Below are 26,117 nucleotides of genomic sequence, written 5' to 3' on the forward strand. Positions count from 1 at the left end.
AAATCGGAGAGCACCGCAAATAAGGAGTGTATTTGTGCAAAGAAAGGTGCAGAAGCAGCAAATAAACAGTGGATTGCAAATAAAATTCCAGAATCGCAAATAAAATTGCAAAATAGCAATTAAAATTAGAGAATCGCAAATAAAATTAGCAAAATAGCAATTAAAACTGCATGAATCGCAAATAAGATAATATAATACCCATACCTGTTTGGGTATTGAAGCCTTAAATTGTACAATAATAGTTAGATTTAAAAGGAAAACTAATTGGTTTGCTCAGATACATACTGAATCGAATAAAAAAATGATTTAAATCTGCTAATTGTCTAATAAAATCATATTTGATAACCACAAATGAAATACTCCGTTTAGAAACCCAACGATATACATTATTAGATGAAAAATAATAGATTGATATATACTCTTTACTATAAGAAAATTGTTATTAAGAACACTAATATAATAAATGATAGAGTTTACGTATTCTTTCATACAACTCTTACATTGGAGGTGCTAACCAAATTGACACATTTTGAATTTGAGATTCAAAATCCACACATTTCAAAGCATACTGATTACAAAGGTTATAAAATTAGATTTTCGATCAATCAGCAGAACTATGTACTTTTAGTTGGTAAAACAAATAGTTTATTTCCTTTGAATTTAATTCACGTCTTTAATGAAAGAGGAACATGTGAGCTTTGTGGTAAATTAGTTTTTCCATCAAATATTAGTCAACAAGTTTGTCCAACACTATTTAATAGAAGGAAAGAATTATTAGCTTACTTCCAAGAAAAGTATTCTGAACAATTTTAAAGTTGTATTTGACAATCATCGACTAAGTGAAAATAATAAATTTTATAAGGAAATCGTAATAAAAAACTACTTTTTAGGTAGTTTTTATTTTTTTATGAAAATATTTAAGGATAATTAGACATAAAAATAGCATTTCATCATATATTTTGTTGAAAACGGAGGTGCTATTTTACATGAAAATTCAAGATTTAGATGTTCAAAACGTGGAAATTAGTAGGCTTGGAGGGTACGATGGTTTTAAAGTATGCTTCTCCATTAATCAACAAGGCTATATTTTATTAGCGGGTAAACAAGAAACTGTATTCCCTTTGTCTATTAAACATGCATTTATTGAAAAGGAAAAATGTCAGTTTTGCAATAAACTTGTATTTAAATCTGCTATTAGCCAACAAATTTGTTTAAATCTACTTCTTAAAAAGAGCGATTTTTTAGCTTATTTTCAGCAAAAGTATCCAGAACGGTTTGAGTAAATATTTATATATTATTTAAGGAAACTGTATAGGGAAATCCACTCAGAAGTGGTTTTTTGTTTGAAAAAATGTATACATAAAATAGGTAAACCCTCGATTATTGTAATAGTTAATGTCTTTTATGAATTATTAATGGAACTACGTTTATAATTGTTGTACTATTCTTATAATTCGATTTTTATTGGGGGATTTATCCATGACAAATTCTTTATTGCTAACTAATACAGTTTCTTTGGAATTTTATGATTCCAGATATGATGATCAATTAAAAAACTATTATCTTGCAGATGAGCACTTAAAATTTACTGGATTGCCTATAGAAAATATAGAACTATGTAAGTTAGAGGAAAATCGAAATGCAATTTTGATCTTAAGTAACAATGAAGTTGCTGGTTTTTTTGTATTACATGGATGGGAAGGCGTTCAGCAATATAGCGATAATGTAGATGCGATTCTATTAAGAGCCTATTCGATTGATTCAAAATTTCAAGGAAAAGGGATCGCTAAACAATCCTTAAAATTATTGCCTCCTTTTGTAAAAACACATTTCCCAAAGCGAAATGAAATTATACTTGGTGTGAATCATAAAAATATAGCTGCACAGCATGTTTATTTAAAAAGTGGATTTGTTGATAAAGGTCATAGAGTAATGGGGAGAAAAGGTGAACTTTTTATTATGCATATGGACCTAATAGAAGTTTAGAAAGAGGAAGAATTCTATGTACGGAGTTGTAGCATTATTTGATGAAAGAACTGAACAGATTATTAAAAACATTTGGACAGAACTAAGAGAAAAATCGATTTCTTTCTATGCTGATGAAGTAGTGGATCGTAAACCGCATCTTACTTTAGCTAGTTATCATAAATTAGATAAAGTAAGATTTACCGATCAATTAAATGAATTTTATGAGAATAAACCGGAAATAGATATTATGTTTAATTCAATTGGATCGTTCTTTAATACCGGGATATTGTTTTTTACACCAAATGTTACAAAAGAATTGATTGAGTTTCATGAGAATTTTCATCGTCACTTTAAACAATTTAATGATAATCCAAAATCTATGTATTTGCCTGGTAAGTGGGTACCACATTGTACTCTAGCAAATCGCTTGTCACCTGATAAGTTAGTGGAAGCATATAAACACTGTTTATATCGATATGATACGATTGTTGGGAAAATAAAGGAGATTGGTGTAATTGAAATAGTTAGTAAAAATAATGCACCTATGATCTATTCGAAGTCTTTAAAACCGAACCAATAAATAGAAAAAACGACAAAATGAATCGCATATGACTACTAATCAGTTTAAAAAAGTTCAAGTATTTAAGCCCTTGAACTTTTTAGTGTCTATTCCGATCTCGTTTAATTAACTGAATCAATTGCCTTTAATTCATAACCTAGATATGTAGTTTTATTTTTCCATTCGAGTTTCTGAATGATGGCAACGCCAAAAGGTTTTTCATCATTTTTTCTAGAGACATTGATTGGTGTGTCAATAGGATATAAGTGGTATCCGTTAAGTTCTAAAGAGAATAGATTGTTTTCTTGTCTGACTGCTTTTTCGTTCGTTACAATTAACCAATTAAATTCAAATGGCATACTCATATTTTGGAAACTCCTTAAGTTGAATTTAGTTTATATTAAAAGCACTTATAAATATCTTAATATATTTTTGTTGTGAACACAAAATAGAGCTAGGGAGGAACGTAAAATTTCCTGGTGAATGGAATAATACAATTTTATGGATCTGCTATTTTCATCCTTTCGTTTCTTTCCTTACTCTTGAACCCTCTATGGGTTAAAAACCTTCTTGATTTTGTTGTTATCTTAACTCATGGCCCCCTTATGAGTTAAAAAACTTCATAATTTTGCGTTTTCCATACTCATGAACCATTCTTTAGCGAGTAATGATTGATCTCATTCAATATTAACTATGTAATATAGTAACTTTTACATATACACATAAACGTATGGTCATTGATTCAGGAATTCGACTATATAATAAAATAAACGGTATTTTTTGTAGTTGTTTTTTCTGAAAGGGGCTGATGTTTATGCGAAGAAATAAAAATGCGGCTCTTATTGTAATATTATGGTTATTCATGGTGATTTTTATAGTTGTAAATGCAATTCGTCATATTCGAGTATATATGGTTTACAGTTCAGGGTTAATGCCTTTTATTGTTTGTGGAATGATTATTTTTGCGATTATTATTCTTTATGTAAGTGGTTCGAAACAGCGGAGATAATAGGATAAAAGCCTAAGATGAATTTATTGAAACATAACCTTTTGGGTTATGTTTTTTTCATTTTTTGCTAGTTACGTTTAAGTGTTGAACTGGGTGAGGCCGTTTAAGAATGAAAATCGAAACCACTACCTTATGAACAAAGTACATATTTTGTTCGCATTTTCTTCAGAGCTAAATACTCTAAAAGGGGCTAATCCACAAGGCGTTAAACAAATTTAAAGTAGCGTAAAGCAAATTAATTAAAAATATAATTGACACTGATAATCATTATCATATAAAATTACAATTGAAAATGATTATCAGTATCAAATTTCTAATTGATTCTCTTAATTAAAATAAAAGCTCGAGAAGGTAAAAAAGAGCCATTAAGGAGGCCATTGATGGATAAACATTTTATTATTTTAGAGCCATTTCATCAGCAAGTAACATGTTGTTGTCCAGGTCAAAAACATCAACACATGATTGAATTTAGTGAAGGTGATTTATGGACAATGACGAGTGAAAGAAAATATGTTGATTGCTTAGGGTGGCATTATTTAATTGATAATAACAGTGATTTTGAGTTTTATTTACATGTTGAAGACATAGAAAGTTTATACGAAAGTGGCGTACTTTGTTCTATATGGGATATTGATCTTAAAATAAATCACTTGAATTTTAAAATAAATGAAGCACTTGATGTGAATGATCGAGAGTCATTTCTTTCAATTGCTAATGATTTACGTAGTTTAAAAGAAATAAAGAATAAGTACTTTACGAACGAAAACGTTTTTTAATCTAAATAATTGCATAATTGAGGAGAGAAATAAATGTCTAAAATTTTAATCGCTTTTGCAAGTATGTCAGGTAACACAGAGGAAATAGCAGAGTTAATTAAATCTAGTATAGATACAATGGGCCATGATATTGAGATGAAAGAGATCGAAAATATTAATACTCAGAAATTATTAGAATTTGATGGAATCATATTAGGTGCCTATACGTGGGGGGACGGTGAGCTTCCATACGAAGTAGAAGATTTCTACGATGACATTGAAAACTTAAATTTAACAGGTAAAAAAGCTGCTGTCTTTGGATCAGGTGATCATGCTTATCCTAAGTTTTGCGCTGCAGTAGATATATTAGAAGAGAGATTAAAAGAATGTGGAGCTGACATAATCGAGGAAGGATTAAAGGTAGAATTAGCACCGGAAACGGAAGAAGACATTGAGCGTTGCGTTACGTTTGCAATTAGCTTTATTAGTCAATTCGAAGACCAATTAGAGGGAAGTGTATGAATACCATGTTCAGTTCTACAGCTGTAACAAGAACTGAAAATGGTAGTACGATTATCGCTACTGTCAATAATGGAATCATCATTGACAATGATGGAAACAGGACATTTAGTTTTCCGATAATAAAAAATCAAATCCGTGATTTAAAATGTGTAGGCAGAATCGTATATGGCGTTGGTGATAATGGACTGTTTATAAAGAGTTTAAATGAAGGGAAAGACTGGATTATAAAACAGTTTCCTACAAAAGCGAGCGTATGGAGTGTATGCTGTAATTCGAACGGTCTTGTCGTTGCACACGGAGATAAAGTAATTTACATATCAACAAACTATGGTGAAACTTGGAAGATTATTTCTCCTTTTAAAGTTAGTAAACCTCCTTCCATTCGCTCTTTATGCTTACATGACAATATGTTATTTATTGGTGCAAAAATACATCCGATTAATGGTGGCATTTGGATGCTAGACTTACAAACATATAAATTTACTAGAGTGAAAGCGGAGTCTGATAAAATGATTTCTTCAATGCTAGTAAATAATGGGCTATTAGTTGCGGTCAGTGGCTCTTGTAGAGGAAGAGACGGAGCGGTAGCATATTTACCAATCAAAAGTCTTTTTCTAGAGAATAGTCGTTGGAATCAATGCACCAGTACAATAAGTAACGGTAGCTATCTAGATATTAGTGCTCATAATGGAATCGTGTATACAACCTCTAGTCAAAATGATTCAGGTTATAGCACTGTTTCAAGAGTATATTTAGAAAATCAATTAGTTGTTCCGTGCGATTACGTAAAAGGCCATGGGTGGAGAATCTGCAACGAAAATGAAAATTACATCGTAGCAGGGCAATATGAAACTAGATTTTTTGAGAAAGACTCGAAAAGGGTTTGTTGAAAAGAACAAAATAGGTATAACATAAAAACAGGGGCTGTCTCATAGGTCAAACATACTGACATATGGGGGGCCCTTTTATAATTTGGAAAGACAAAATCGTTTAATTCAATGAAATTATTAAAAATAGGACGTTGAAGGGGGGATGTAAACAGGAGTTTCTTTTTTAGTAGTTGCAATCAGTCTATTTAATAAGATAAATAGTAGAAATGTATCCATTTTTTATTCGAATAAGAGTAATAGAGCGCTAGTTTCAACTACGAAATGAACAGACCCTCACTAAGAAAAAAAAGGGAAGCACAAAAGTCAGTGCTAGCTGACTTTTGAACATCCCCTAAGTCATCTAATTATTTCTCTAATCCGCCTCTTAACTTAGTTACACCAAATTCTAAATAACATTTTAAACAGCTAAGCATAAATACCCAGCCTTCTTTATTATCAATTAAATGATGAACATATTCTGCATTGCTTTCATTAAAGCCTTCTTCTACTACTTCAATGACCGTGTTATTTTGTTCTTGTTCATTTAATGTAATCGTTACAATATTTCCTTCTTCTGTAGGTCCCCAAGCAAATACAATCTTCTTATTGGCCTCAACCTCAATGATCTTTATTTTACCTTCTGCGTTGTAGAGATCGTATTTTAAAGTAATGACTTTACCTTTTTCCCATCTCTCAGAGCTTGAAGAAAACCAAAAATTACCGATTTTAGCAGGATCAACAAATGCTTCAAATATTTCATTAGCTGGTGTGTAAATTCTAAACTTTGTAACATTATTCATTTTAAGATCAACTCACTTTCAAATTAGATAATATGTATCATCTTTGTCCTTACAAACTTATTTTAAACTTTAATTAAATAATTGTGAATGTTAAGTCGTAATATTCAGTCAATTATTTACGATGTTTAACGCTCCTTACTGATTTTGATATCAACAAAAATTTGTAATATATCAATAAAAAACAGCATGATAAATAATTAGCACTCTACCAACAAAGTTCACAGCTTTATAATAAAATACATAATTTGTTCGTATTTCTTAATAATCACCTATCAAAACGATAAAAAGAGATAGGCATTCGCCTATCCCTATTTAAAACTCTGACTTTAATATCGATCCGATTCATGACCCATATTTTTAGCTTTATCAGAAGCCTCATCAGCTGCTTCAGTACTAGTGTGTTCAGTTCGATTACTGTTCGCTTTTTCTAAACCTTCACGCACGCGGCGTCCGTACTCTTCATCAGCTTTTGTAAAGTAACCAATCATTGTTTCTTGAATATGTGGTTTACATATTTTTAATGCATCTACTAAATTTGAAACTAATTCATTTTTCTCGGTTTCATCAAAAGCACGATATGTGTTACCAGCTTGGATAAAGTCATTTGGTCGATCAATTTTTTGACGTACAAGTTTATTATTGTAGGAAGGCTCATGATCCTTTCCAGTTTTCGGCGCTTCTTTTAATCCACCTAATGATGAAGGCTCATAGTTCACATGCGGATTCTGTCCTGGAGCCATGTCAACTTTATACTCCATTTGACCATCTCGTTGATTTGTTGCTACATGAGTTTTAGGTGAATTAACTGGTAGTTGTAAGTAATTTGTTCCAACACGATGACGTTGTGTATCTGAGTATGAAAATGTACGACCTTGAAGTAATTTATCATCTGAAAAATCAAGTCCGTCAACTAGTACACCTGTCCCAAATGCAACTTGTTCAACTTCGGCAAAATAGTTTTCTGGATTTTTGTTTAGTACCATTTTTCCAACAGGTAAAAAAGGGAACTTCTCTGGACACCAAAGCTTTGTAGGGTCAAGTGGATCGTAATCAAGCTCCGGATGTTCATCATCACTCATGATTTGAACACATAATTCCCATTCAGGATAATCGCCTTTCTCAATTGCCTCATAAAGGTCTTGCGTTGCGTGATTATAATTTGTCGATTGGATTTCATTTGCTTCTTGTTGTGTTAGATTTTTTATCCCTTGTTTTAGCGGTTCCCAGTGGTACTTTATTAGAACTGCCTCACCATCTTGGTTCACCCACTTATATGTATTAACCCCGGATCCTTGCATTTGTCGATAATTTGCTGGAATTCCCCAAGGTGAAAAAATAAATGTAACCATATGAAGAGACTCTGGTGTGAGATGAAGAAAGTCAAACATTCTTTCAGGGTCAGGGAGATTTGTTACTGGGTCCACTTTGAAGGAGTGAACCATATCCGGAAATTTCAATGGATCACGAATAAAAAAGATTTTTAAATTATTCCCGACTAAATCCCAGTTTCCATCTTCAGTATAAAACTTTGTAGCGAAACCCCGCGGATCACGTAAAGTTTCAGGGGAATGTCCACCACCCACAACAGTAGAAAACCGAACAAATACAGGCGTCTTTTTACCCTTTTCTTGAAATAATTTTGCTCTAGTGTATTTAGAAATTGCATGATTCCCTACTTTTCCATAGGCTTCAAAATACCCATGAGCACCAGCTCCACGAGCATGCACAACTCGTTCTGGAATTCGTTCACGGTCAAAATGAGAGATTTTTTCAAGAAAGTCATAGTTTTCTAAAGTTGTTGGTCCTCGATTCCCAACGGTTCTTACATTTTGATTATCAGTAACCGGATGGCCTTGTCGATTCGTCAATATTTCTTCATTGTTTGGTTGATTATCCATAATTTGCCCCCATTCATACAAATTCAAAATTTAGATTGTCCTTAAATTTGGAAAGATATGCAAATTTTTCCTGCAAATTGAATTTTTGATTCATCAAAAAAGCACACGCGAAAAGTTTTCAATTTTGATACATCTCATGACTAAGTTTGAAACATTGATTCAATATTATTGAGATGTAACATAAGAGGAGGGATTTAAAATGAAGAAAAAAATAGTAAAAGCATTTGTATCAACTATTGTCTTATCTGGGGCATTATTATTTTCGAATGGAATAGTAGCCCAACCAACACATGCTAGTGCAGCGGTTTTAAATGCTCCGATTAGTGTATATGAGGTAACTGCAAGTGTGTTAAACGTACGCAGTGCACCAAACACAAGCTCAAAAGTTGTAGATACATTAAGAAAGAAAGATCAAATTGAGATTGTAAAATTCTATAATGCAAGCTGGGCTCAAATTAAAACAACAACTACTAAAAATGGTATAGCATATGTAAGCACTAAGTACTTACAAAAGGTACCTTCAACTGTTACAACGAAAGCTAATTTAAATTTACGTAGCGGTCCGAGTACAAAATATAAAATTCTTACAGTCATTCCTAAAGGAGCAAAAGTTAGCTTCCTAGGCTATCAAACTGAAGGAAAAACCCAAATCGATTATAAATGGGCAATTGTTTCTTATAATGGGAAAAAAGGGTTTGCAAGTACTAGTTATTTAAATATGAAGTAAGTTAGTTAGGCAGATAATCGTACTGCTGAGGTTGATGAAGTGCAAATAAAAAAGCTGAAGCTGCCATTAAAATTGGTTGAAGTGCAATTAAACAAATTCAAATCTGCAAATAAAATCAGAGAAACTACAAATAATGGATTCCAATCAATAAAATTAGTAGTGGAACACCACAAAAAGTAAAAATTATCGGATTCATACCAAAATCCTATGTAATATCGTAAAAAAGAGAAGGAAAAATAATACCTTCACTCTGTGTTTTCTCATGATACTATTCCCCAAAAAACTGGAAGTGAGCTTAAAGCTCACTTTCTTTTTTTGACCTAATAAGGAAGAACTTCATAGGCTAACTTATTAATAATTTCTTTATGCTCAGGGTACTTTTTATGTAATTGGTCTTGTGTAAATAACTCAAAGTCTTTAAAATCAAAGCCAGGTGAAACCATACAGCCAACCAAAGAAAAAGTATTTTCATCCATAACCGATGAACCAAAGATTGAATTTTTCGGTACTAAATATTGAGGAACTTCTCCGTTGTCTAAATTTAGTCCTAGTTTTATTTCTTTGTATTGACCATCCTCATATATAACATGAATTGTTAATGAACTGCCTGCATGAAAATACCATAATTCATCGGACTTTAATCTGTGAAAATGTGAAATATCATGTGATTGTAGTAAAAAATAAATACTAGTGTAAAGTATTCTATGATCATCAAAATTTACGGATATTTCTCGATCAGATATTTGCTCCTTTGATTGATAGGTAGATTTGTAATATCCCCCTTCAGGATGTGCTTCTAGTTCAAGTTTAGAAATCCAATATTCAGGATTATTATTAAACATTTCATCAATCCTTTCAAAATAACTACTCTCATCATATTATCTTAGGGTGTTAATTTCTATGAAAAATATGATTCGTTATTTATTGTTAGAATTAAATGAATATTTAGAGATGAATAGAGAAATATATGAAAAAGTACAGAATTTTCCCAATATACAATTTAAGATAAATGGATTACATTAAACATATTAAATGAAAAAATATGGGGCGGAAGTTCGATGTTTAAAAAAGGAATATTATGCTTAGTGGCAATTTTTACGTTTTCGATCATTATTAATCAAACTATTTTATCTAAAGATGAAAAACCGCATGTTGAATTTGAGCTAGCAGATAAAACAATTCCATATAAAATAGCAAATTATTCTTGGGGAAAGATCTTACATAAAGATAAATCAACAAATTGTACATATAAAAATATAAATGATGAAGTAGCTATTCCGGTTTTGGAAGGGGAGCTTTTAAAAATACATTTCTCTGAACAACCTGAAAATGTAGAAATATTAGAACATATGGGGACTAAAAAGTCATATATTTATGACCAAAATCTTGATCATTATGGAAGTTATTCTTTCGAACTTGGTTCAAAAAAAGGTGAAAGAATATATGAAGTTAAAGGAATTTGGAAGGGAAATAATTATTTTACTTATTTAATTAAGGTGAAAGTTATATAATTTTAAAACATTACTTCAGAGGTAATGTTTTTTATATCCATTTAGTAACGATTAATTTCGAAAAAAAGTGGAAATGAGGTATAATATTAAATGATGAGTGTTTGGCTATCCTTTTAAAGATGAAGTCAAATACATAGAAAATTAAACTAGATTCAAAGTTGAAAGAGAGTGGAACAAGATGGGTCGCAAATGGAATAATATTAAAGAGAAGAAAGCTTCAAAAGATGCAAATACAAGTCGTATTTATGCAAAGTTTGGACGCGAAATATATGTGGCAGCGAAGCAAGGTGAACCGGATCCAGAATCAAACCAAGCTTTAAAAGTTGTACTTGAGCGTGCAAAAACTTATAGTGTGCCAAAACATATTGTTGACCGTGCGATCGAAAAAGCAAAAGGCGGTTCTGAAGAAAGCTTTGATGAACTTCGTTATGAAGGATTTGGCCCTAATGGATCAATGGTAATTGTTGACGCACTTACTAATAACGTAAACCGTACAGCTGCAGAAGTTCGTGCTGCATTTAGCAAAAACGGTGGAAATCTTGGGGTAACAGGGTCAGTATCATATATGTTTGATGCAACTGCTGTTATTGGACTTGAAGGTAAAACTTCTGATGAAGTACTTGAAATACTAATGGAAGCAGATGTTGATGTTCGTGATATTTTAGAAGAAGATGAGGCTGTTATTGTTTACGCTGAACAAGATCAATTCTATGCAATACAAGAAGCATTTAAAAACGTTGGTATTACAGAATTCACAGTAGCTGAATTAACAATGCTAGCTCAAAATGATGTAACATTACCAGAAGATGGACTAGCTAAGTTCGAAAAAATGTTAGATGTTCTTGAAGATATTGAAGATGTTCAACGAGTTTACCACAATGTGGACTTAGGTGAATAAGCTTTAAAAATGCTGATATAACAACATTTATAAGGGTTTACTAATCTAAAAGTTGAACTAAAATAGCTTTTATTAAGATGTTTTTGACAACATTAATCATAATCTCTTAAGATAAACGTCTTTTCATGAGTGAATTAAATTTAACTCATGAAAAGACGTTTTTTTGCTGTTAACTGACTTGTTAAAAGAATATTTTTTTCATGTTCAAATCAAAGGACACACCCAAAGAACTTTGAAAACAAGAACTTGGTTAATGCTTTCAAAATGACCACTTATACTGATGCACGAAACAAGTTCATTATTATGTTGTTAGTGGATTGTGGCATTAGAATTGAATGGCATTTGGGCTGTAAATGCTCCTTCAGATATTACAGCTGTATTAAATGTTAGTGGAAATCAAGGGTTTAAAGCTGAAGTTGGAGCAGATGGTCGTATCGGAACAGCTTTTGGATTACCTGTTAACGTGCAAGACATGGCAACAAAAGGAAACGTTGTATTAATGGACAGCAAAGCTTATGCAGTTTCAATTAGTGGAAACTAACGTTATTGATGGAAATACAGACACAGCTTTTGGTGGTTACACTTTAGTAAATGCTGAAATGTGGGATTGTGGTCGTGTTGTAAATCCAGCAGGTATTTTCATTATAGCGTATTTTAAGGAGTTCACTTCGGTGAGCTCCAATTTTTTTGTTTATATAAATATATTTTTGAGCTCTCCTGACAGGAAATTTGCTTCCATTAAAATAATATTAATAATAATAATAATTTTAAAGGAGCAAATTGAAGTGAATAAATATTTGAAAATTGGCTTGTTAATTGCAGGTTTGATTGCTGTTTCATTTTTATCTTGGAAAATAGTTGAAATTATTGTTTTTAAAAATGAATACCATGTTACTAATATAAAATATGATAGAGAAAAAATTCCTCCAGCTTCAAAAGAAGGAAAAGACATTGCAGCTACACACGATATTTTAAATAATTTAACTGGCTGGTTAAATTATCAACAATTCAAAAATCCAAATTCTTCAGCTTGGGAAGATGAAAAAGATGAATTAACAGCTGTATCTACATATTTTGAAAAATTGTTTAGCAAAGTAGATAAAAATGGCGATTTATACGATGACTTAGATTTAGCAAACAAGCTAATGAATTTAGCTATTGATAAAAAAGATGTGAAAGCTTTATTGTACACTCATCGAATAATGCACGATTTAGATAATAAGCTTAATTACTCTCAAGGGAAAATCGTTGTGTTTAATAGCGCAAAAGCTGGTAATGGCAACGCAGAAAGAATTGATAATTATATTGAATATTTGAGAAAACACCAATGAAGGTAGCTTAATACTATCTTTTTTTTAGTGTAAAACAGCTATTTTACCAAGAGCTTTTATCTTATTGCTATTGAGCAACGTAAATTCATCTATGTTTCAAATTTCAAAATTTATTTAGAAGGAAGTTTATCCAAAATCGAAGAATATTTAATAAAGAACGATGAAGAAAGTAGATGGTAGTAGAACAGTATCTACTAGTCTATTTGCTTACGCTTGTTATACCATTAACCTTCGTATATAGGTTTTTGAGTATTAATATTCTATAATGACCTGTCGTTCTCATACTTAAAGCAAAGGGAGTTATGGTTATTTAAGAAGAAACTAGTAAATAAAATTATCAAAAACAGGAAATTTCAAGGATTTGCGATGTTTTGTGGCGTGATGGGGTTATTTTTAGCAATTCCAATTGGTAGTGTAGCGGTAGCTAAAACACAAAATCACCAATGGAAAGAAATAACGTTAGAAATTGCTGGACTTAGCCTCGTTTTAACAAGATGACGAACTATTGGACTTAGGTGAATAATAAAGCAAATAGTTAAGAGAAACGCTTTCGAAACGGTGAATTATTTTCATCTGTATGGAGAGGCGTTTTTTGTTTTTTGTATGAGGATTAGATTGTCATTACTCTTGATTTTCTATGATCTATAGGGGGTAGACAGGAAAATATGAATAGAACAGAGAATAGTATTGTTAGCCAAGATTGCCAAGAAATTATCATTATATTCAATTTGAGGAGAGCTATACATATGAAAAAATTACTAAAAATCGTGTACAAAACATTTAAGTACGCGGCTCTAAGAATTAGTGTATTTTTGTTAGTTTTAGCAACTCCAGTAGGTATTTTAATGAGTTTTAATGCTAACGCTGATGATCGACAAGAACAGCAAATAAACTATTATGAACAATTCATTGGCGAAAAAGGATTGAAATTAGACGAGCAACGTCGTAATGCAGTATTACAATTTGAAAAGGTTTCATTTGAATCTGAAAACGTGGCTAACTGTGATGCTGAGTCAGACACGGCATGTGAATAAAATTTTGTTGCATTTTTAGAAATTAAGAAAAGTACATCTTATGATCTTTATGATGGAGGTAAAATAATGGAAGAGACTGTTGAAAAAAATAGCTTTACTCATAAAGAGCTTGCTGCTACATGTTTTAATAAAGTGTGGGATTTACTTGAATTAGAAAACAGATCGCCAAGTCAGTCCGAAGAGATGGTTCATTTATGCCATAGCTCTTTTTGGCATTGGACAAAGGTAGAGAACCATACACCAAGAAACCTATCAATAGGGTATTGGCAATTATCAAGAGTATACGCTGTTATAGGGCAAGGAGCAACAGCCCTAGACTACGCTGGAAAATGTATCCAGATTAGCTTGAAAGCTGAGTTAGAACCATTCTACATAGCATATGCATACGAGGCTTCATCAAGAGCATATGCAAAGTTAAATCAACCTACGGAAAGCTTAGCAGCTAAAACGAAAGCAATCGAATATACAAACCTTGTTAAGGTTGAAGAAAGTAAAGGTTGGTTGCTGAAGGATTTGGAAACAATTTAATCAGTATTTGTAGTTGACTTATTTGTTTGGGAAAACTTAAAAAGGAGGTCTCAAAGTCAGAGTACTTTCGAGATCCCTTTTTTGTTTTATTTAAATTGATTTCGGAAATGCGAACATAATATGGACATTATGCATAAAGTTGTGAACTTCGTTGATAAAATATTGCTTCTCGTTGATATATTGATAAGTCTCGTTGATATAACAGTAAAATCCGTTGATAAAATACCAAATCTAATATGGATTAGAGTCCAGACGATGTACATAGCAAAAGAAGATAACAACATAAGGCAAAAACATAAAAAAACCACAAGGAAAATTAATTACCGAGTGGAAATTCTTCATTTTATGGAGGCCATTATTAAGAACGTTGTATTGTTACGAAACTATTTCAAATAATTTTTAAATCATAAATACTTGAAATGACCCATTTATTTTTTAATTTAACTAGATCCAGCGTTACATTACATACATTTCTGCCGTTTTTATAATTTCCTTCAGGTTTTATTCCGTCTTTAAAGGTTATTTCATATTTTATATGTATTGTAGCTTTATGATCTTGCTTTTTTAAATGAATAACGGACAAATTATCACCCATGAATCTCGCGTCAATTACATTGGACATTATTTTAGTAAAATAGTAAGAACGGTTGGATATTTTTAATGAATCTACGACGACGGAGTTATAGAACTCAACATCTTTCCACTTTAAAGCTGTAATGTAGTTTCTTACAGAATTTTGAACGTTTTGTTCAATCAATAACTCTATAGAAGCTTCATCGTCTAATCTCTTCTGTTTTTCTTTTTCAATAGATAGTTTTAATGTTAATATAATAATGAAGGTTATTCCAAAAATTACCAAATACGAAATGAATGATTTTTTAGCCATATTAGACACCTACAAAGTATAAATTAAATTGGAAGATTACTAGTTTGATTTTTTTAACTACTAGAAAGTATAAAATTATATTTAAATTATTTATCGAAATAAAATGGCTATAATCAAAAAAATCGCAAGATGTAATGATTACATCTTGCTTTAAACTGGTTATTAAATGGGGGTGCATTTAAATAATACTAATGAAGTTGGTCGTTAGTATCGTTTAATTGCTTGTATAAAAATCATACCACTCTATTAGACTTTTTTGTATTGGGAAAATTTTTTGAATATAATTTGTCTGAAAAAAATTGAAAAAGTATATGAATGTGTCGGGAAATCTAATAAAATTTAATTATTAATAGAAAATTAAAAATATTAGTATAAGAAATTATTAGGTATTTGTCATATAAATATATTTATTTTAAATATAGTTGAACAGGAGATTTTATTATGGATTATGGCATGCTGATCTTTCATCATCGAAAGAAATTAGGATGGACCCAAGAGAAATTATGTGAAGGAATATGCTCTGTTTCGCACTTAAGTAAAATTGAAAATGGTACAAAAGAGGCTGGTATAGAAACGATTGAATTGCTTTTAAGCAAAATGCAAGTTGAAATAGATGGAAATGATAATTTAGATGAAGTAACTGGTAAACTTAAACGATTATGGAATTTAATTGAACGCGCTGACTATGATTCTAGTAAAATATTGTTTGGAGAATTGATTAGTAAAGAGGAAAGTATAAATTATACTAAGATATCAAATGACTTTTGTATTACAATTTGGAGATATTATATTTTTATTGAAGATCTTAAAATGGCAAAGAAAAAATGGAAACAACTTGAGGCAAAAAAGAAGAAATTTTCCCAATATGAAACGATAAAATATTTGTTTACACTATCAATATATTACATAAAAGAAAAAAGATATAATGACTCATTGCAAGTAATGGATGAAGTGCAAGAGATTACCCCAAATCTAGAAATAGATTTTCAGGAATATTGTTTTTATAGGGCATTAGTATACAGTTTTATAAACCAGACTTCGTTATCAATGTATTTTTGTAATAAGGCAATCCCTATTTTTCTACAAAACAATAATATTAAACGAATTTTAGATGCAAAAATGCTACTCTCACTACAATTAATAAGAAGTAAACTTTTAGATCGGGCGGAGCAGTTTCTAATCGAAATTCTAGATGCTTCTGTCATATTAAGTGATAAAACGATTCAAATGAGTGCATTACATAATTTAGGTTATTTATACTATCATTCTAATCAACATAAGAAAGCAATTAAATATTATGAAGAATACTTATCTAACGTACAGGAGGGAACAGAAGAGTATTTTTTAGTCATCTCAAATATAGCGAACAATATGATGATCATAAATGAATATGAGACTGCTATTAAGTTGTTATGTAGGAATCTATCAAAAATAAAGGATAAAAATAGTGCATCATATATTAGAATGAAAGTTTTATTGCTTGAAGCAAAAAAAGACGAAGCCAATTTAGTGACGTATGTACGTGAAGCTGGATTACCGTTATGGATTCAAAATAATGATCATGAAAAAATAATTAAATACTATGGCGTTATCACAGATTACTATGAAAAACACGAATCATTAGAAGATCAAAACATGTTATATAAAGAATACAATAGCGCTCTATTAAAAATTATCGAAAGCAGGAAATAACATGATGAGAAGATTATCCAACATAATAACATTATTGTTACTGTTGACTGTATTATCTATTAATAATGGCCCGAATTTAGTTTCAGATAGTTCAGAGACTACACTTGTTTCAGATGATTGGGGTACCCCACTTGTTTCAGATGAGGCTGATCAAAGTGGATCTACAGATGAAGAGTTTCAGCCATATGATCGATCAAATCGTTCTTGTGCAGATGAGCCGATACACCCTAAAGTAGAAAAGTTATTATTAGTAAAAATCAAATAAAGCGATTTATAAGTATCATGCATTTTGTATGGTGCTTTTTTAATTAGGAGGGGGATAGCTTATGAGTTTTGAACAGTGTTTTAAAATTAGAGAAGTAATGAAAGATTTTAGTAAAGGATGGTATATAGCTGGTGGATGGGCTATTGACCTTTACTTAGAAAAGGAAAAGAGGAATCATCATGATATCGAGATTGCTATTGCAAGGAAGGATCAACTTAGTCTTAAAAAGTATTTAAATGAATGGACGTTTAATAAAGTCATTGAAGGGGAATTATCAATTTGGGAGAATGAATATTTAGAATTACCAATTCATGAATTGCATGGTAGGAATAATACCAGTAGTGAGTTAGAAGTCTTACTAAATGAAATTGAATTAAATGAGTGGAAATTTAGAAGAGATGAATCGATTACTTGTAAACTTGACTCATTTTATAGTGTTTCAAAGGAAGGCATTCCATTCTTAAATCCAGAAATAGTGCTATTATATAAAGTTAGAAATACTAGAGAAAAGGATCATCAGGATTTTAAAAATGTGATAAATTACTTGAATCATTCAAAGAAGGCTTGGTTACGTGAAGCAATCTTGTTACATCAGCCAAACCATGAATGGCTTGAAGAGTTAATATAAACTATTTGTAGGAGTGATCGTAGATGGAAGTATTAATAAGACCAGTAGAAGTAAATGATGCGAAAGCACTTCATCGGATATGCACTCAAGAAAATGTTTTTCCTTATATGATTTTTTTACCTAGTATGAGGGTAGACATGATGGAAAATAGAATTAGAAACTTACAAGCAAACGAATTTGAATTTGTCGCGGAGTGCAATGGAGACGTAGTCGGGTTAGTCGGTTTAGTGCAAAGAACTGGTCGGAGGTCTCATGTAGGAGATTTGTTTATTGCGACTGATGGAAATCATCACAATAAAGGAATCGGAAAGGCTTTGCTTACGAAAGTTTTAGATTTAGCTGATCATTGGCTAATGCTAGAAAGAGTGGAACTAGGAGTGTTAGAAACAAATCCTAAGGCACAAGCGTTATATGAAAAGTTTGGATTTAGGGTCGAGGGAGTAAAGAAGGGGAATATTAAAGCAAATGGCCGGTTTGTTGATGAAATTATGATGGGACGATTTAGACCAGATGGTGCGATTCAATCATAAAGTATTGGAGAAGAGTTGCTAAATCAACTCGTTTTTGTAAATTAGTTTTTCTTATTTCTAAAATAGAATTCTATAAAAAAACATATAGGATGGGAATTTCCCATCCAATTAACTGTTGATCCACACCATAAACTAATGGTTTAAACTGGCGAGTCATTAACCTCACTAGCAGCCCTTACCCCAGATTCAATAGCCCCTTGTATCCAAGCGTGAGAACGAGAAGTATGCTCACCTGCAAAGTGTAGCCTGCCTTCAGGAGAGGCTATATAAGAATTAAGTTCTTCTTCTTGCCCAGGCTCGAAAAATGTAAAAGCACCAACAGAAAATGAATTTTGACTCCAGTTAAAGGATGTTCCTGTTATAAATTCAGAATAAACTTGGTTCCCCCATATTTTAGACATATCCTTTAAAGTATATTGAATACGCTCTTCTTCTGTTAAACTACTCAATGTTAGAGCCTCATCTGCCCATGTATAACTTGCATTTACTACAGCTCGACCTGTTGTACCAATTCCGATACTTGGATAGAGTGTAAGTCTACTAGGAAAATCGGTTGTAGATTTCCCACCGAATTGACCGTATCTCTCCCAAAATCTACTTTTAAACTCAATTCCAATTTTTGTTGCAGACATGTAGTTAATTTCTCGAATTGCTTTACGTTTGTTGTATGAAATCGAGTGGAAGGGTTCGATATCTACAAATCTTAAGAGAGAAAATGGAATAGCTATAATGGCAAGATCAGCGCTGCGTGTGAATTGGTTTGAGGTTTTTTTGTCAGTCGATTGGATTGTTACAAATTTACCGTTTTGAATAATTTTCGTCAGCTTTTGGTTGAGTAAAATATGATCTTTTAAATGAGGAAGAAACGATTTTGGCAATAGATCCATGCCACCTGTTATTTCATAAAATTTAGTTGCAGATTTAAAAGCGACCTGTTCTCTTAGTACTTCTAAAAATGACATCCCCATAAATGCTTCAAAATCAAGGAGCACTCCAATCATATCAACTGCTCCGGTTGAAAAATACGAATTTAAAAAAGTGCCAAAAGAAATATGGCCGTATCTTTTTTCGACTATTTCCCAATTCGTTAATGGATTTTGATTAATAAAATCAATAAATGGCTGCAATGCTTGATCTAATAACTCATCTGATGTTTTTCCCTTTTCATTAAGTGTAACTGGATAATTCAGTATGTCGGGATTATTTTTATAGATTGATTGTTTAGTTATTATTCCATTTGCATAAATAATATCGTTTGGCGTTTCATTAATAAACTCATTTACTGGCAAATTAAACTTTCGAATATATGCTAAAGTCAAATGATGTATATTGGGGATTCGTAAAGGTCCTGCGTTTAGATATAGACCATCACTAAACGGTGAACGCAAAGTATAAGCACGACCTCCAATTCGATCATTAGCTTCAATAATTGTGACATGATGTCCAGCATCCTTTAGTAAAGAAACGGCAGTCAGACCTGCCATACCCGCTCCTACAATCACTACTTTTTTGGAGAATTGTGTTTTTCTAAGGCCATTTCGAATAATAGAAACCATTTGATCAGATGTTAGTGGGAAATTTGTCAAAGATTCTCCTCCTTTACAATTCATTCATTACATTTTATTCGCATAAAGGAATACGTATGAAATGTAAAAAGAGATTGTTGAAATATAAAACGGTAAGTAATGGATCGTAAATTAGGTTTTTAAAGTAGACTTTTTTTAATTGAATAAATTGATTGGAACGAAAGGGGTGACTCATATGGGAAATGAGGGAAGCCCTGAGACCCCGTAGGACGCTCAGAGGCTTAGGTCTCGCCACCTCGGAAAGCGAGAATCCTGTAGTGGAAATCAATATCACAGAACTTCCTTTTCAAAAAATTTGGTTTTTACATCAGTGTGAAAAGATTAATAATAATCTTTTTTCTAACAATTAAAGGAGAACGCTATCAAAAAATATAATAATTATAGTTAACCTGTTAATTATACTTTCAGACTTAAGTCGTAGTCGGATTGATACTGCAGGATGTTATCTAGATTTTTTAATTTCCATAAAATGAGAGTATTAGAAGTTTTTAATTGGAGGTTAAAAAAGTGAAAAAATTATTTATTTCTGCATTATTAATTATTACTTCGGTCTTTATTGTTTCCGGTTGTTCAATCTTTAACAATGGTGAGGTAAAGGAAGAGGCAATTTCAATCCATAAAGATAAAGCTAAAAAATTAGATGTTAACTTAGATTTAGGTGCCGGATCAATGAATGTTTCAAAGGGTACAAAACTGTGGGTAGATGGAATGATCGAATATAATAATAAATATTTTGATCCAAATGTATCCTATAAGCTTAATAAATCCACTGGAGAGGTACGAATTGATCAGTCCAAAAAACACTTGCCAAAAGTAAAGATAGGAAAATTAAAGAACGAATGGAATTTGAAGCTTTCGAATAAAGTACCGATTGAATTAGATGTGAATACAGGAGCCTCAAAAACAAATCTTGATTTACGTGGATTGAACCTAAAAGAATTGGATATCGAGGCAGGAGTCGGAGAGCTTAATGTCAATTTAGGAGGAAGCTGGAGCAAAAGCTTTGATGCGAATATAGAAACAGGGGTTGGTAAAACGACTGTTATATTACCTTCAGATGTAGGTGTAAAAGTAAACTTGAGTAAAGGGATTGGCAAGGCAAATGTAATTGATTTAATTTCGAAGGGGAATGGTGTTTATGTTAATGAAGCATATGAAAACGCCGATGTTAAAATAACAGTAAATATGGATATAGGTGTAGGAGAAGTAAATTTTAAATTAGATTAATCATAATAGAAATATAGTTTCAAAAAAATTTAAATCATAAGGAGGGGTTCAATGCTAAAAAGTGCAGTTGAATCAGTTATTGATTGTATGGCATCAAGTAAGGGGATGTCTGAAATACAAAAAATTCAAACCGAACATCGATTTAAATTAGCTGAGTTATGGAATATAAAAGAAGGTAGTAAAGTACTAGAAATAGGTTGTGGACAAGGAGATACGACTGCCGTTTTAGCTTATATTGTTGGTGAAAATGGATTCGTTCATGGAATCGATATTGGTTCACCTACTTATGGTAGTCCAATTTCACTAGGTGATTCAGCAGACTTTTTATTGCAATCAAATTTAGGCAATCAATTAAAGATGGAGTTTGAAATTGACATTTTATCGCCATTTATTGATTTTCCTGAAAATGAGTTCGATTGTATTGTAATGTCACATTGCTCCTGGTATTTAAAATCACATGAAGAGTTTTTATCAGTTTTAAAAAAGATTAGAAAATGGGGAAGAAAATTATGCTTTGCGGAGTGGGACACAAGAATTAGTTCTGTTGAGCAGTACCCACATCTGTTATCTATTTTAATCCAGGCTCAGTACGAGTCATTTAAACAAAATAGTGAATCAAACATTCGCACTCTTTTTACTCCAAATGATATAAAAAATATTTGTGAGAGTTCAGGATGGAAAGTAATTAATGAAACATCAATCCTGTCCCCACAACTACAAGATGGCCGGTGGGAAGTAAATAAAACATTAGCGGATCTCGATATTGAACTCAAAAATATTGAGAATATGCCAAGTAAATTAACTGGATTGATACGCTCCGAAGTAAAAATGCTTGAGGATTTTATTAAAATAAATGAAATTAAACCACTATCGGTATTTGTATTTGTAGCGAAATAAAATTTTCAAAAATCAAATTATATAAAAAAAGCATCTATTTTACTAGATGCTTTTAACTATTGAGGATGATAATTTCTATGATAAATATATGGATAGCTAGGGTAATAATATGGGGACAAATATACTGCTACAACTGAAGCAAGTGGTAAAGTAATCTTCTTATATTTTCTGTATCTAGGACGAAAAGTTTCTCCTCCGTTTTGTCTTACTTCAAAATAACGTGATTCTGGTGCAGCGAGGTCTTCTGGTACAAGTAAATTCGCACTATTTGAGTCATTATCTAATAAAACCCCTTCTAATAAAGCTCTTTCAGAAGTTTGAAATACGACATAACATAACTTATATTTTTTACATGTATCTTGTATATTTCGAATATGATGCTGGTCCATGGAATCCCTCCCATTTGTACTCATTATTTAATGTATGATTTCAGATAAACTACTAGAATATTGTCCAAACTAATTAAATGACAAGTACTAAAGATTAAAATAAGAACGAGATGTTTCGAAGTTGTAAATTTTTTGTATTTACATAAAAAACGTTTAGTAATTCAGTTATGAGCCATCTATAATTTTTCCTAAGGAAAGAATTATAAAGTTTAGGAAAAAGCGGTAAAAAACATAAATGATGAATTTAGGTGAGGTAATTGCAAGGAAAAGTTTTAATTGTAGATGATGAAAAAAGCATTGTAGATCCTTTAACATACGCATTTCGTAGAGAAGGGTTTATCGTAGAATACGCATTTAATGGAAAAGAAGCATTAGATAAAATTCCGGATTTTAATCCAGATATATTAATATCAGATATAATGATGCCAGTAATGAACGGTTTAGACCTTTGTAAAGAAATTGGAAATAAAGATGGACTTGGCATTATTTTACTTACAGCAAAGGATGATATTATCGATCGAGTTTTAGGATTAGAGTTTGGAGCCGATGACTATATAACAAAGCCGTTTGATATTCGAGAATTACTTGCTAGAACTAGATCTTTACTTCGAAGAATAAAAAAGCAAACATCACCTGATGGGAAAAAGAGTATTTCAATTAATAATCTAGAGGTAATTCCTTCTCATAGAAAAGTAACGATTGATGGAACAAATATTGAGTTAACTCCGAAAGAATTTGACTTATTAGTCTTATTAATTTCTAATATTGATCGAATTTTTAGCCGGGACGAATTGTTAGATTTAGTGTGGGGAATAGAATACATCGGTGGTACAAGGACAGTTGACATTCACATACAACGATTACGAAAAAAGTTAGGTCAATCATATCAACATGTCATTCAAACTGTCTTTGGAGTCGGATATAAAATATCGAGTGAAAATAAATGAAATTGAGTATAAAGCTTAAGTCTAGCTTATTTTTAGCCGTGCTATTAGTAGGAACTGTCATTGTATTAAGTATTTTAGTCCTTCAAGGAATCAAACAAAATCAGCAAAACCAAACGGAAGAAACACTTGCTAGGCAAAGTAAACTAGCAAACGTATATGTAAAGCAAGTTTATTTAAGTCAAACATTAGATAACCCTCAAGAATTTTTTAAACGATATGGTCGGGAAATCGCTAGACAGATTGGAATCATTAGTAGTCTTCATGTCACGATTTTTAATATGTCAGGTAAAGTTGTAGGAGATTCTCTTCCATTAGAATCTACAGATATTGGAGATACCTTGAGCTATGCGTTAAAAGGGAAAATTGCCTATCAGGAAAAAGGTGATACATTATCATATTTTGCGCCAATTTATAATGCAAATAAACAAATTGGCGTTGTACAATTCGATTATTCATTAATAAACAATCAGAAGTTTTATGATAATACAACTAACCTTTTTATAAAAATTGGTTTAGTTACTACAATTCTTAGTTTTATTATTGGATATTTCTTTTTTAATTCTCTCGTAATGAGTATTTTAAAGCTTAGAAAAGTAACGGAGGAAATTAAATTAGGAAACTATCCAGAACGGTCAATTTTAAGTCGAAAAGATGAATTAGGTTATTTAAGCCAAGCAATTTTCTACATGAGTAATGAAATCCAACATAATATAAAAGGCATTCAACAAGAAAAAGAAAATCTTCAACTAGCCGTTGAAAAGCTTAAAATATTAGAAAAACAACAAAAGCAATTTATAGGATCGATTACCCATGAATTTAAAACTCCATTGACTGTCATTAGAGCTTATATTGATTTATTAGACATGTATTCTGATGATCCAAAATTATTAGAAGAGGCGATTAGTAATATAGGGAAAGAATCACATCGTCTTTATGAAATGGTAGAAAAAATATTAAAACTAGCAGAACTGGAAAAATATGATTTCGAAATTGTAAAGGAACACGTCGATGTATATTCGCTTTTAGAAGATATCTGTTTAAGAATGAAGGGGAAAATGACAAAGTTTGGTTTAGAAATTCAAACTAATTTTCAACATGCAACTATTTTTATAGATAAGGAAAGTTTTACATTAATCATTATGAATTTACTAGATAATGCAATTAAATATAATAAGCCAAATGGAGAGATAAGCGTATCAAACAAGATTGAAAGTAATAACTTAGTAATCAATATATCAGATACGGGAATTGGTATTTCCTCGGAATTAGTCGATAAGATATTTGAACCATTTTTTACAGTAAATAAGGATCGTTCTCGTCAATATGGTGGATCTGGTTTGGGACTCGCATTAACAAAAGATTTAATTGAAAAGCAAAATGGTACGATTCGAGTGGAATCAATCGAAGGTAGCGGATCAAATTTTATCATTATATTTCCGATCGCAACATAAAAGTTTACAAAATTGAAACATGTTTTGTTAAAAATTGAAACATCCTAAACTTATGATACAAAGTGTGAGGTTAGTAGGGGAGTGATGTGGTGTTCAATAAAGTGATGTTGAAGATTTTTTTAGTAGGTATGATACTTTTCATATCAGGATGTCAAAATCAAAATGAAAATATAGTAATTGAAAAGAAACATAAAAAAATTACCGTTCTTACTGGAAATGAAGAAGTCGTAACAAATGAATTAGCCCTTGAGAAAATAGATCGATATGAAGGAATTCGAGGTACGGATTGGTTAGATGAAAATACAATTTTAACCGAACAAAAAAATAAGAATTTACCAAAATCCGTTTTGACAGATAATGGTGATTATACTTATCCTATTAATTTATATATATTTAATCTAAATTCGAATAAGTCCAATGTATTAGTAAGTGAGGAACATGATCAAGTTGGTGCAGTTATTTCACCAGATAAAAAGCATATTTTCTATAAGCAAACAGAGGATGGAAATACTGGAACGGGTTATATTATAAATTCTGAGGGAAAAGGTAAGGTTAAAGTTTCAGAAGCAGATGCCATTTTTGCATTCCCGACAGAAGGACGGTGGATTGACAATAATTCAGTCATTTATACTACATTATTTCACCAAATGTATTTAGCAGATATAAACGGACAAGTAAAACAGATTGATTCAAAATCAGACAAGGTTAACTTAATAAGAGAAAAATACAGTGAGCAAAGAGTTGAATGGATTATACCTTCACCAGATAACAATCAATTCGCTATTGTTAGAAAAATTACACCAACAAAAAGAGAGTTGTTTATTACTGATGAAAATGGAAGAAAAACTGTATCCTTAGCTAAAGGGACACAAATTTTTGGTTCTGGTTGGTCGCCAAATTCCAAGACATTAGCTTTTTCCGTAATTTCGGAAGATAAAGGAGAAAGAGGATTATTTGTGATCGATGTCAAATCTAGAAAGATAACACAATTATCGACTGATTTAACAGAAATTGCAGGTCCAATTACTTGGAGTCCATCTGGCAAAAAATTATTAGTATCTAAAGTGATGATCAAAGAAAATGAAAATGTGTTTATTGCATATGTATTAACTTTGAAAAACAAAGATACAAAATAGTTACTTGCATTGGAAGTGAGAGATTTACTCACTTTCTCTTTTTTTCACATTTTAAGCTGATTTCTTAAAAATCT

General features: G+C 31.4%; 31 protein-coding genes and 1 pseudogene. 25 read left to right on the top strand and 7 right to left on the bottom strand.

Features of this window, described 5'->3' with window-relative positions; all coding sequences use genetic code 11:
* Positions 1–519: 519 nt before the first annotated feature.
* The 4 genes from COC46_RS17155 to COC46_RS17170 all read left to right on the top strand — a co-directional run bounded on the left by COC46_RS17155 (position 520) and on the right by COC46_RS17170 (position 2,548).
* Positions 520–813 carry a hypothetical protein gene (locus COC46_RS17155; RefSeq protein WP_098811139.1) on the top strand — a complete coding sequence of 98 codons (294 nt, stop codon included), beginning with the start codon at positions 520–522 and terminating at the stop codon, positions 811–813.
* Positions 814–986: 173 nt separating this feature from the next.
* Positions 987–1,283: a hypothetical protein gene (locus tag COC46_RS17160; protein WP_098811140.1), complete on the top strand. Its 297-nt coding sequence runs from the start codon at positions 987–989 to the stop codon at positions 1,281–1,283.
* 196 nt (positions 1,284–1,479) lie between these two features.
* The gene (locus tag COC46_RS17165) at positions 1,480–1,986 is read left to right on the top strand and encodes a GNAT family N-acetyltransferase (protein ID WP_098811141.1); all 507 of its coding nucleotides are present in this window, start codon (positions 1,480–1,482) and stop codon (positions 1,984–1,986) included.
* Between the two features lie 16 nt (positions 1,987–2,002).
* On the top strand, positions 2,003–2,548 hold the full coding sequence (locus tag COC46_RS17170) for a 2'-5' RNA ligase family protein (RefSeq protein WP_098811142.1): 546 nt from the start codon (positions 2,003–2,005) through the stop codon (positions 2,546–2,548).
* A gap of 101 nt (positions 2,549–2,649) precedes the next feature.
* Here the strand turns inward: COC46_RS17170 and COC46_RS17175 are convergent, their stop codons facing one another.
* Positions 2,650–2,892 carry a DUF2584 family protein gene (locus tag COC46_RS17175; RefSeq protein ID WP_098811143.1) on the bottom strand — a complete coding sequence of 81 codons (243 nt, stop codon included), beginning with the start codon at positions 2,890–2,892 and terminating at the stop codon, positions 2,650–2,652.
* 449 nt (positions 2,893–3,341) lie between these two features.
* Between COC46_RS17175 and COC46_RS17180 the strand changes: the two genes are divergently transcribed.
* From COC46_RS17180 to COC46_RS17195, 4 genes are all read left to right on the top strand, one after another.
* The gene (locus COC46_RS17180) at positions 3,342–3,536 is read left to right on the top strand and encodes a hypothetical protein (RefSeq protein ID WP_098811144.1); all 195 of its coding nucleotides are present in this window, start codon (positions 3,342–3,344) and stop codon (positions 3,534–3,536) included.
* A gap of 380 nt (positions 3,537–3,916) precedes the next feature.
* A complete protein-coding gene (locus COC46_RS17185) occupies positions 3,917–4,312 on the top strand; it encodes a hypothetical protein (RefSeq protein ID WP_098811145.1) in 396 nt (131 codons plus the stop codon).
* A gap of 33 nt (positions 4,313–4,345) precedes the next feature.
* Positions 4,346–4,813: a flavodoxin gene (locus COC46_RS17190; RefSeq protein WP_098811146.1), complete on the top strand. Its 468-nt coding sequence runs from the start codon at positions 4,346–4,348 to the stop codon at positions 4,811–4,813.
* Positions 4,810–5,703, top strand: coding sequence for a WD40/YVTN/BNR-like repeat-containing protein (locus COC46_RS17195; protein ID WP_098811147.1), 894 nt, complete (start codon positions 4,810–4,812; stop codon positions 5,701–5,703). Before COC46_RS17190 ends, COC46_RS17195 begins: the two co-directional genes overlap by 4 nt.
* Positions 5,704–6,047: 344 nt before the next feature.
* On the opposite strand, the gene COC46_RS17200 is transcribed toward COC46_RS17195, so the two are convergent.
* Entirely contained in the window at positions 6,048–6,482 is a 435-nt protein-coding gene (locus COC46_RS17200) for an SRPBCC domain-containing protein (RefSeq protein WP_098811148.1), read from the bottom strand.
* Between the two features lie 326 nt (positions 6,483–6,808).
* Positions 6,809–8,362, bottom strand: a pseudogene (locus COC46_RS17205) (catalase); the annotation flags it as partial.
* A 217-nt stretch (positions 8,363–8,579) separates the two neighbouring features.
* Here COC46_RS17205 and COC46_RS17210 point away from each other — a divergent pair.
* Positions 8,580–9,107, top strand: a complete 528-nt coding sequence (locus COC46_RS17210) for an SH3 domain-containing protein (protein WP_098811150.1) — start codon at positions 8,580–8,582, stop codon at positions 9,105–9,107.
* 320 nt (positions 9,108–9,427) lie between these two features.
* Here COC46_RS17210 and COC46_RS17215 read toward each other — a convergent pair whose 3' ends face one another.
* Positions 9,428–9,949 carry a cupin domain-containing protein gene (locus COC46_RS17215; protein WP_098811151.1) on the bottom strand — a complete coding sequence of 174 codons (522 nt, stop codon included), beginning with the start codon at positions 9,947–9,949 and terminating at the stop codon, positions 9,428–9,430.
* Between the two features lie 216 nt (positions 9,950–10,165).
* On the opposite strand from COC46_RS17215, the gene COC46_RS17220 reads away from it, so the two are divergent.
* The 7 genes from COC46_RS17220 (at position 10,166) to COC46_RS17245 (ending at position 14,409) form a co-directional block, all read left to right on the top strand.
* Complete coding sequence (locus tag COC46_RS17220) at positions 10,166–10,618, top strand: hypothetical protein (RefSeq protein WP_098811152.1); 453 nt, start codon at positions 10,166–10,168, stop codon at positions 10,616–10,618.
* A gap of 178 nt (positions 10,619–10,796) precedes the next feature.
* Positions 10,797–11,516, top strand: a complete 720-nt coding sequence (locus COC46_RS17225) for a YebC/PmpR family DNA-binding transcriptional regulator (RefSeq protein ID WP_098811153.1) — start codon at positions 10,797–10,799, stop codon at positions 11,514–11,516.
* A 331-nt stretch (positions 11,517–11,847) separates the two neighbouring features.
* Positions 11,848–12,057, top strand: a complete 210-nt coding sequence (locus COC46_RS17230; protein WP_141550930.1) for a hypothetical protein — start codon at positions 11,848–11,850, stop codon at positions 12,055–12,057.
* Complete coding sequence (locus COC46_RS17235) at positions 12,047–12,847, top strand: hypothetical protein (protein ID WP_176545203.1); 801 nt, start codon at positions 12,047–12,049, stop codon at positions 12,845–12,847. Before COC46_RS17230 ends, COC46_RS17235 begins: the two co-directional genes overlap by 11 nt.
* 366 nt (positions 12,848–13,213) lie before the next feature.
* Positions 13,214–13,345 (top strand): hypothetical protein, encoded by a 132-nt coding sequence (locus COC46_RS22835; RefSeq protein ID WP_255294949.1) that lies wholly within the window; start codon positions 13,214–13,216, stop codon positions 13,343–13,345.
* A gap of 248 nt (positions 13,346–13,593) precedes the next feature.
* A complete protein-coding gene (locus COC46_RS17240) occupies positions 13,594–13,881 on the top strand; it encodes a hypothetical protein (protein ID WP_098811156.1) in 288 nt (95 codons plus the stop codon).
* Between the two features lie 66 nt (positions 13,882–13,947).
* The gene (locus COC46_RS17245; protein ID WP_098811157.1) at positions 13,948–14,409 is read left to right on the top strand and encodes a hypothetical protein; all 462 of its coding nucleotides are present in this window, start codon (positions 13,948–13,950) and stop codon (positions 14,407–14,409) included.
* A gap of 388 nt (positions 14,410–14,797) precedes the next feature.
* On the opposite strand, the gene COC46_RS17255 is transcribed toward COC46_RS17245, so the two are convergent.
* On the bottom strand, positions 14,798–15,295 hold the full coding sequence (locus COC46_RS17255) for a hypothetical protein (RefSeq protein ID WP_098811159.1): 498 nt from the start codon (positions 15,293–15,295) through the stop codon (positions 14,798–14,800).
* A gap of 441 nt (positions 15,296–15,736) precedes the next feature.
* Here COC46_RS17255 and COC46_RS17260 point away from each other — a divergent pair, with 441 nt between their 5' ends.
* The 4 genes from COC46_RS17260 to COC46_RS17275 all read left to right on the top strand — a co-directional run bounded on the left by COC46_RS17260 (position 15,737) and on the right by COC46_RS17275 (position 18,410).
* Positions 15,737–16,987, top strand: coding sequence for a helix-turn-helix domain-containing protein (locus COC46_RS17260; protein ID WP_098811160.1), 1,251 nt, complete (start codon positions 15,737–15,739; stop codon positions 16,985–16,987).
* Between the two features lies 1 nt (position 16,988).
* On the top strand, positions 16,989–17,252 hold the full coding sequence (locus COC46_RS17265) for a hypothetical protein (RefSeq protein ID WP_141550931.1): 264 nt from the start codon (positions 16,989–16,991) through the stop codon (positions 17,250–17,252).
* Between the two features lie 61 nt (positions 17,253–17,313).
* Positions 17,314–17,880 (top strand): nucleotidyltransferase domain-containing protein, encoded by a 567-nt coding sequence (locus COC46_RS17270; protein WP_098811162.1) that lies wholly within the window; start codon positions 17,314–17,316, stop codon positions 17,878–17,880.
* A 23-nt stretch (positions 17,881–17,903) separates the two neighbouring features.
* Positions 17,904–18,410, top strand: a complete 507-nt coding sequence (locus tag COC46_RS17275) for a GNAT family N-acetyltransferase (RefSeq protein ID WP_098811163.1) — start codon at positions 17,904–17,906, stop codon at positions 18,408–18,410.
* Between the two features lie 140 nt (positions 18,411–18,550).
* Here the strand turns inward: COC46_RS17275 and COC46_RS17280 are convergent, their stop codons facing one another.
* On the bottom strand, positions 18,551–19,966 hold the full coding sequence (locus COC46_RS17280; RefSeq protein ID WP_255294950.1) for a flavin monoamine oxidase family protein: 1,416 nt from the start codon (positions 19,964–19,966) through the stop codon (positions 18,551–18,553).
* Positions 19,967–20,503: 537 nt separating this feature from the next.
* On the opposite strand from COC46_RS17280, the gene COC46_RS17285 reads away from it, so the two are divergent.
* Entirely contained in the window at positions 20,504–21,223 is a 720-nt protein-coding gene (locus COC46_RS17285) for a toast rack family protein (protein WP_098811165.1), read from the top strand.
* A gap of 51 nt (positions 21,224–21,274) precedes the next feature.
* Positions 21,275–22,120 (top strand): class I SAM-dependent methyltransferase, encoded by an 846-nt coding sequence (locus tag COC46_RS17290; protein WP_098811166.1) that lies wholly within the window; start codon positions 21,275–21,277, stop codon positions 22,118–22,120.
* Positions 22,121–22,176: 56 nt separating this feature from the next.
* On the opposite strand, the gene COC46_RS17295 is transcribed toward COC46_RS17290, so the two are convergent.
* Positions 22,177–22,509: a hypothetical protein gene (locus tag COC46_RS17295; protein ID WP_098811167.1), complete on the bottom strand. Its 333-nt coding sequence runs from the start codon at positions 22,507–22,509 to the stop codon at positions 22,177–22,179.
* Between the two features lie 257 nt (positions 22,510–22,766).
* Here COC46_RS17295 and COC46_RS17300 point away from each other — a divergent pair, with 257 nt between their 5' ends.
* From COC46_RS17300 to COC46_RS17310, 3 genes are all read left to right on the top strand, one after another.
* Complete coding sequence (locus COC46_RS17300) at positions 22,767–23,456, top strand: response regulator transcription factor (RefSeq protein ID WP_098811168.1); 690 nt, start codon at positions 22,767–22,769, stop codon at positions 23,454–23,456.
* The gene (locus tag COC46_RS17305) at positions 23,453–24,907 is read left to right on the top strand and encodes a sensor histidine kinase (protein WP_098811169.1); all 1,455 of its coding nucleotides are present in this window, start codon (positions 23,453–23,455) and stop codon (positions 24,905–24,907) included. Before COC46_RS17300 ends, COC46_RS17305 begins: the two co-directional genes overlap by 4 nt.
* A gap of 89 nt (positions 24,908–24,996) precedes the next feature.
* Positions 24,997–26,043 (top strand): hypothetical protein, encoded by a 1,047-nt coding sequence (locus COC46_RS17310; RefSeq protein WP_098811170.1) that lies wholly within the window; start codon positions 24,997–24,999, stop codon positions 26,041–26,043.
* Positions 26,044–26,117: the final 74 nt, after the last annotated feature.

The organism is Bacillus sp. AFS041924, assembly GCF_002577195.1.
Classification (GTDB): domain Bacteria; phylum Bacillota; class Bacilli; order Bacillales; family Bacillaceae_G; genus Gottfriedia.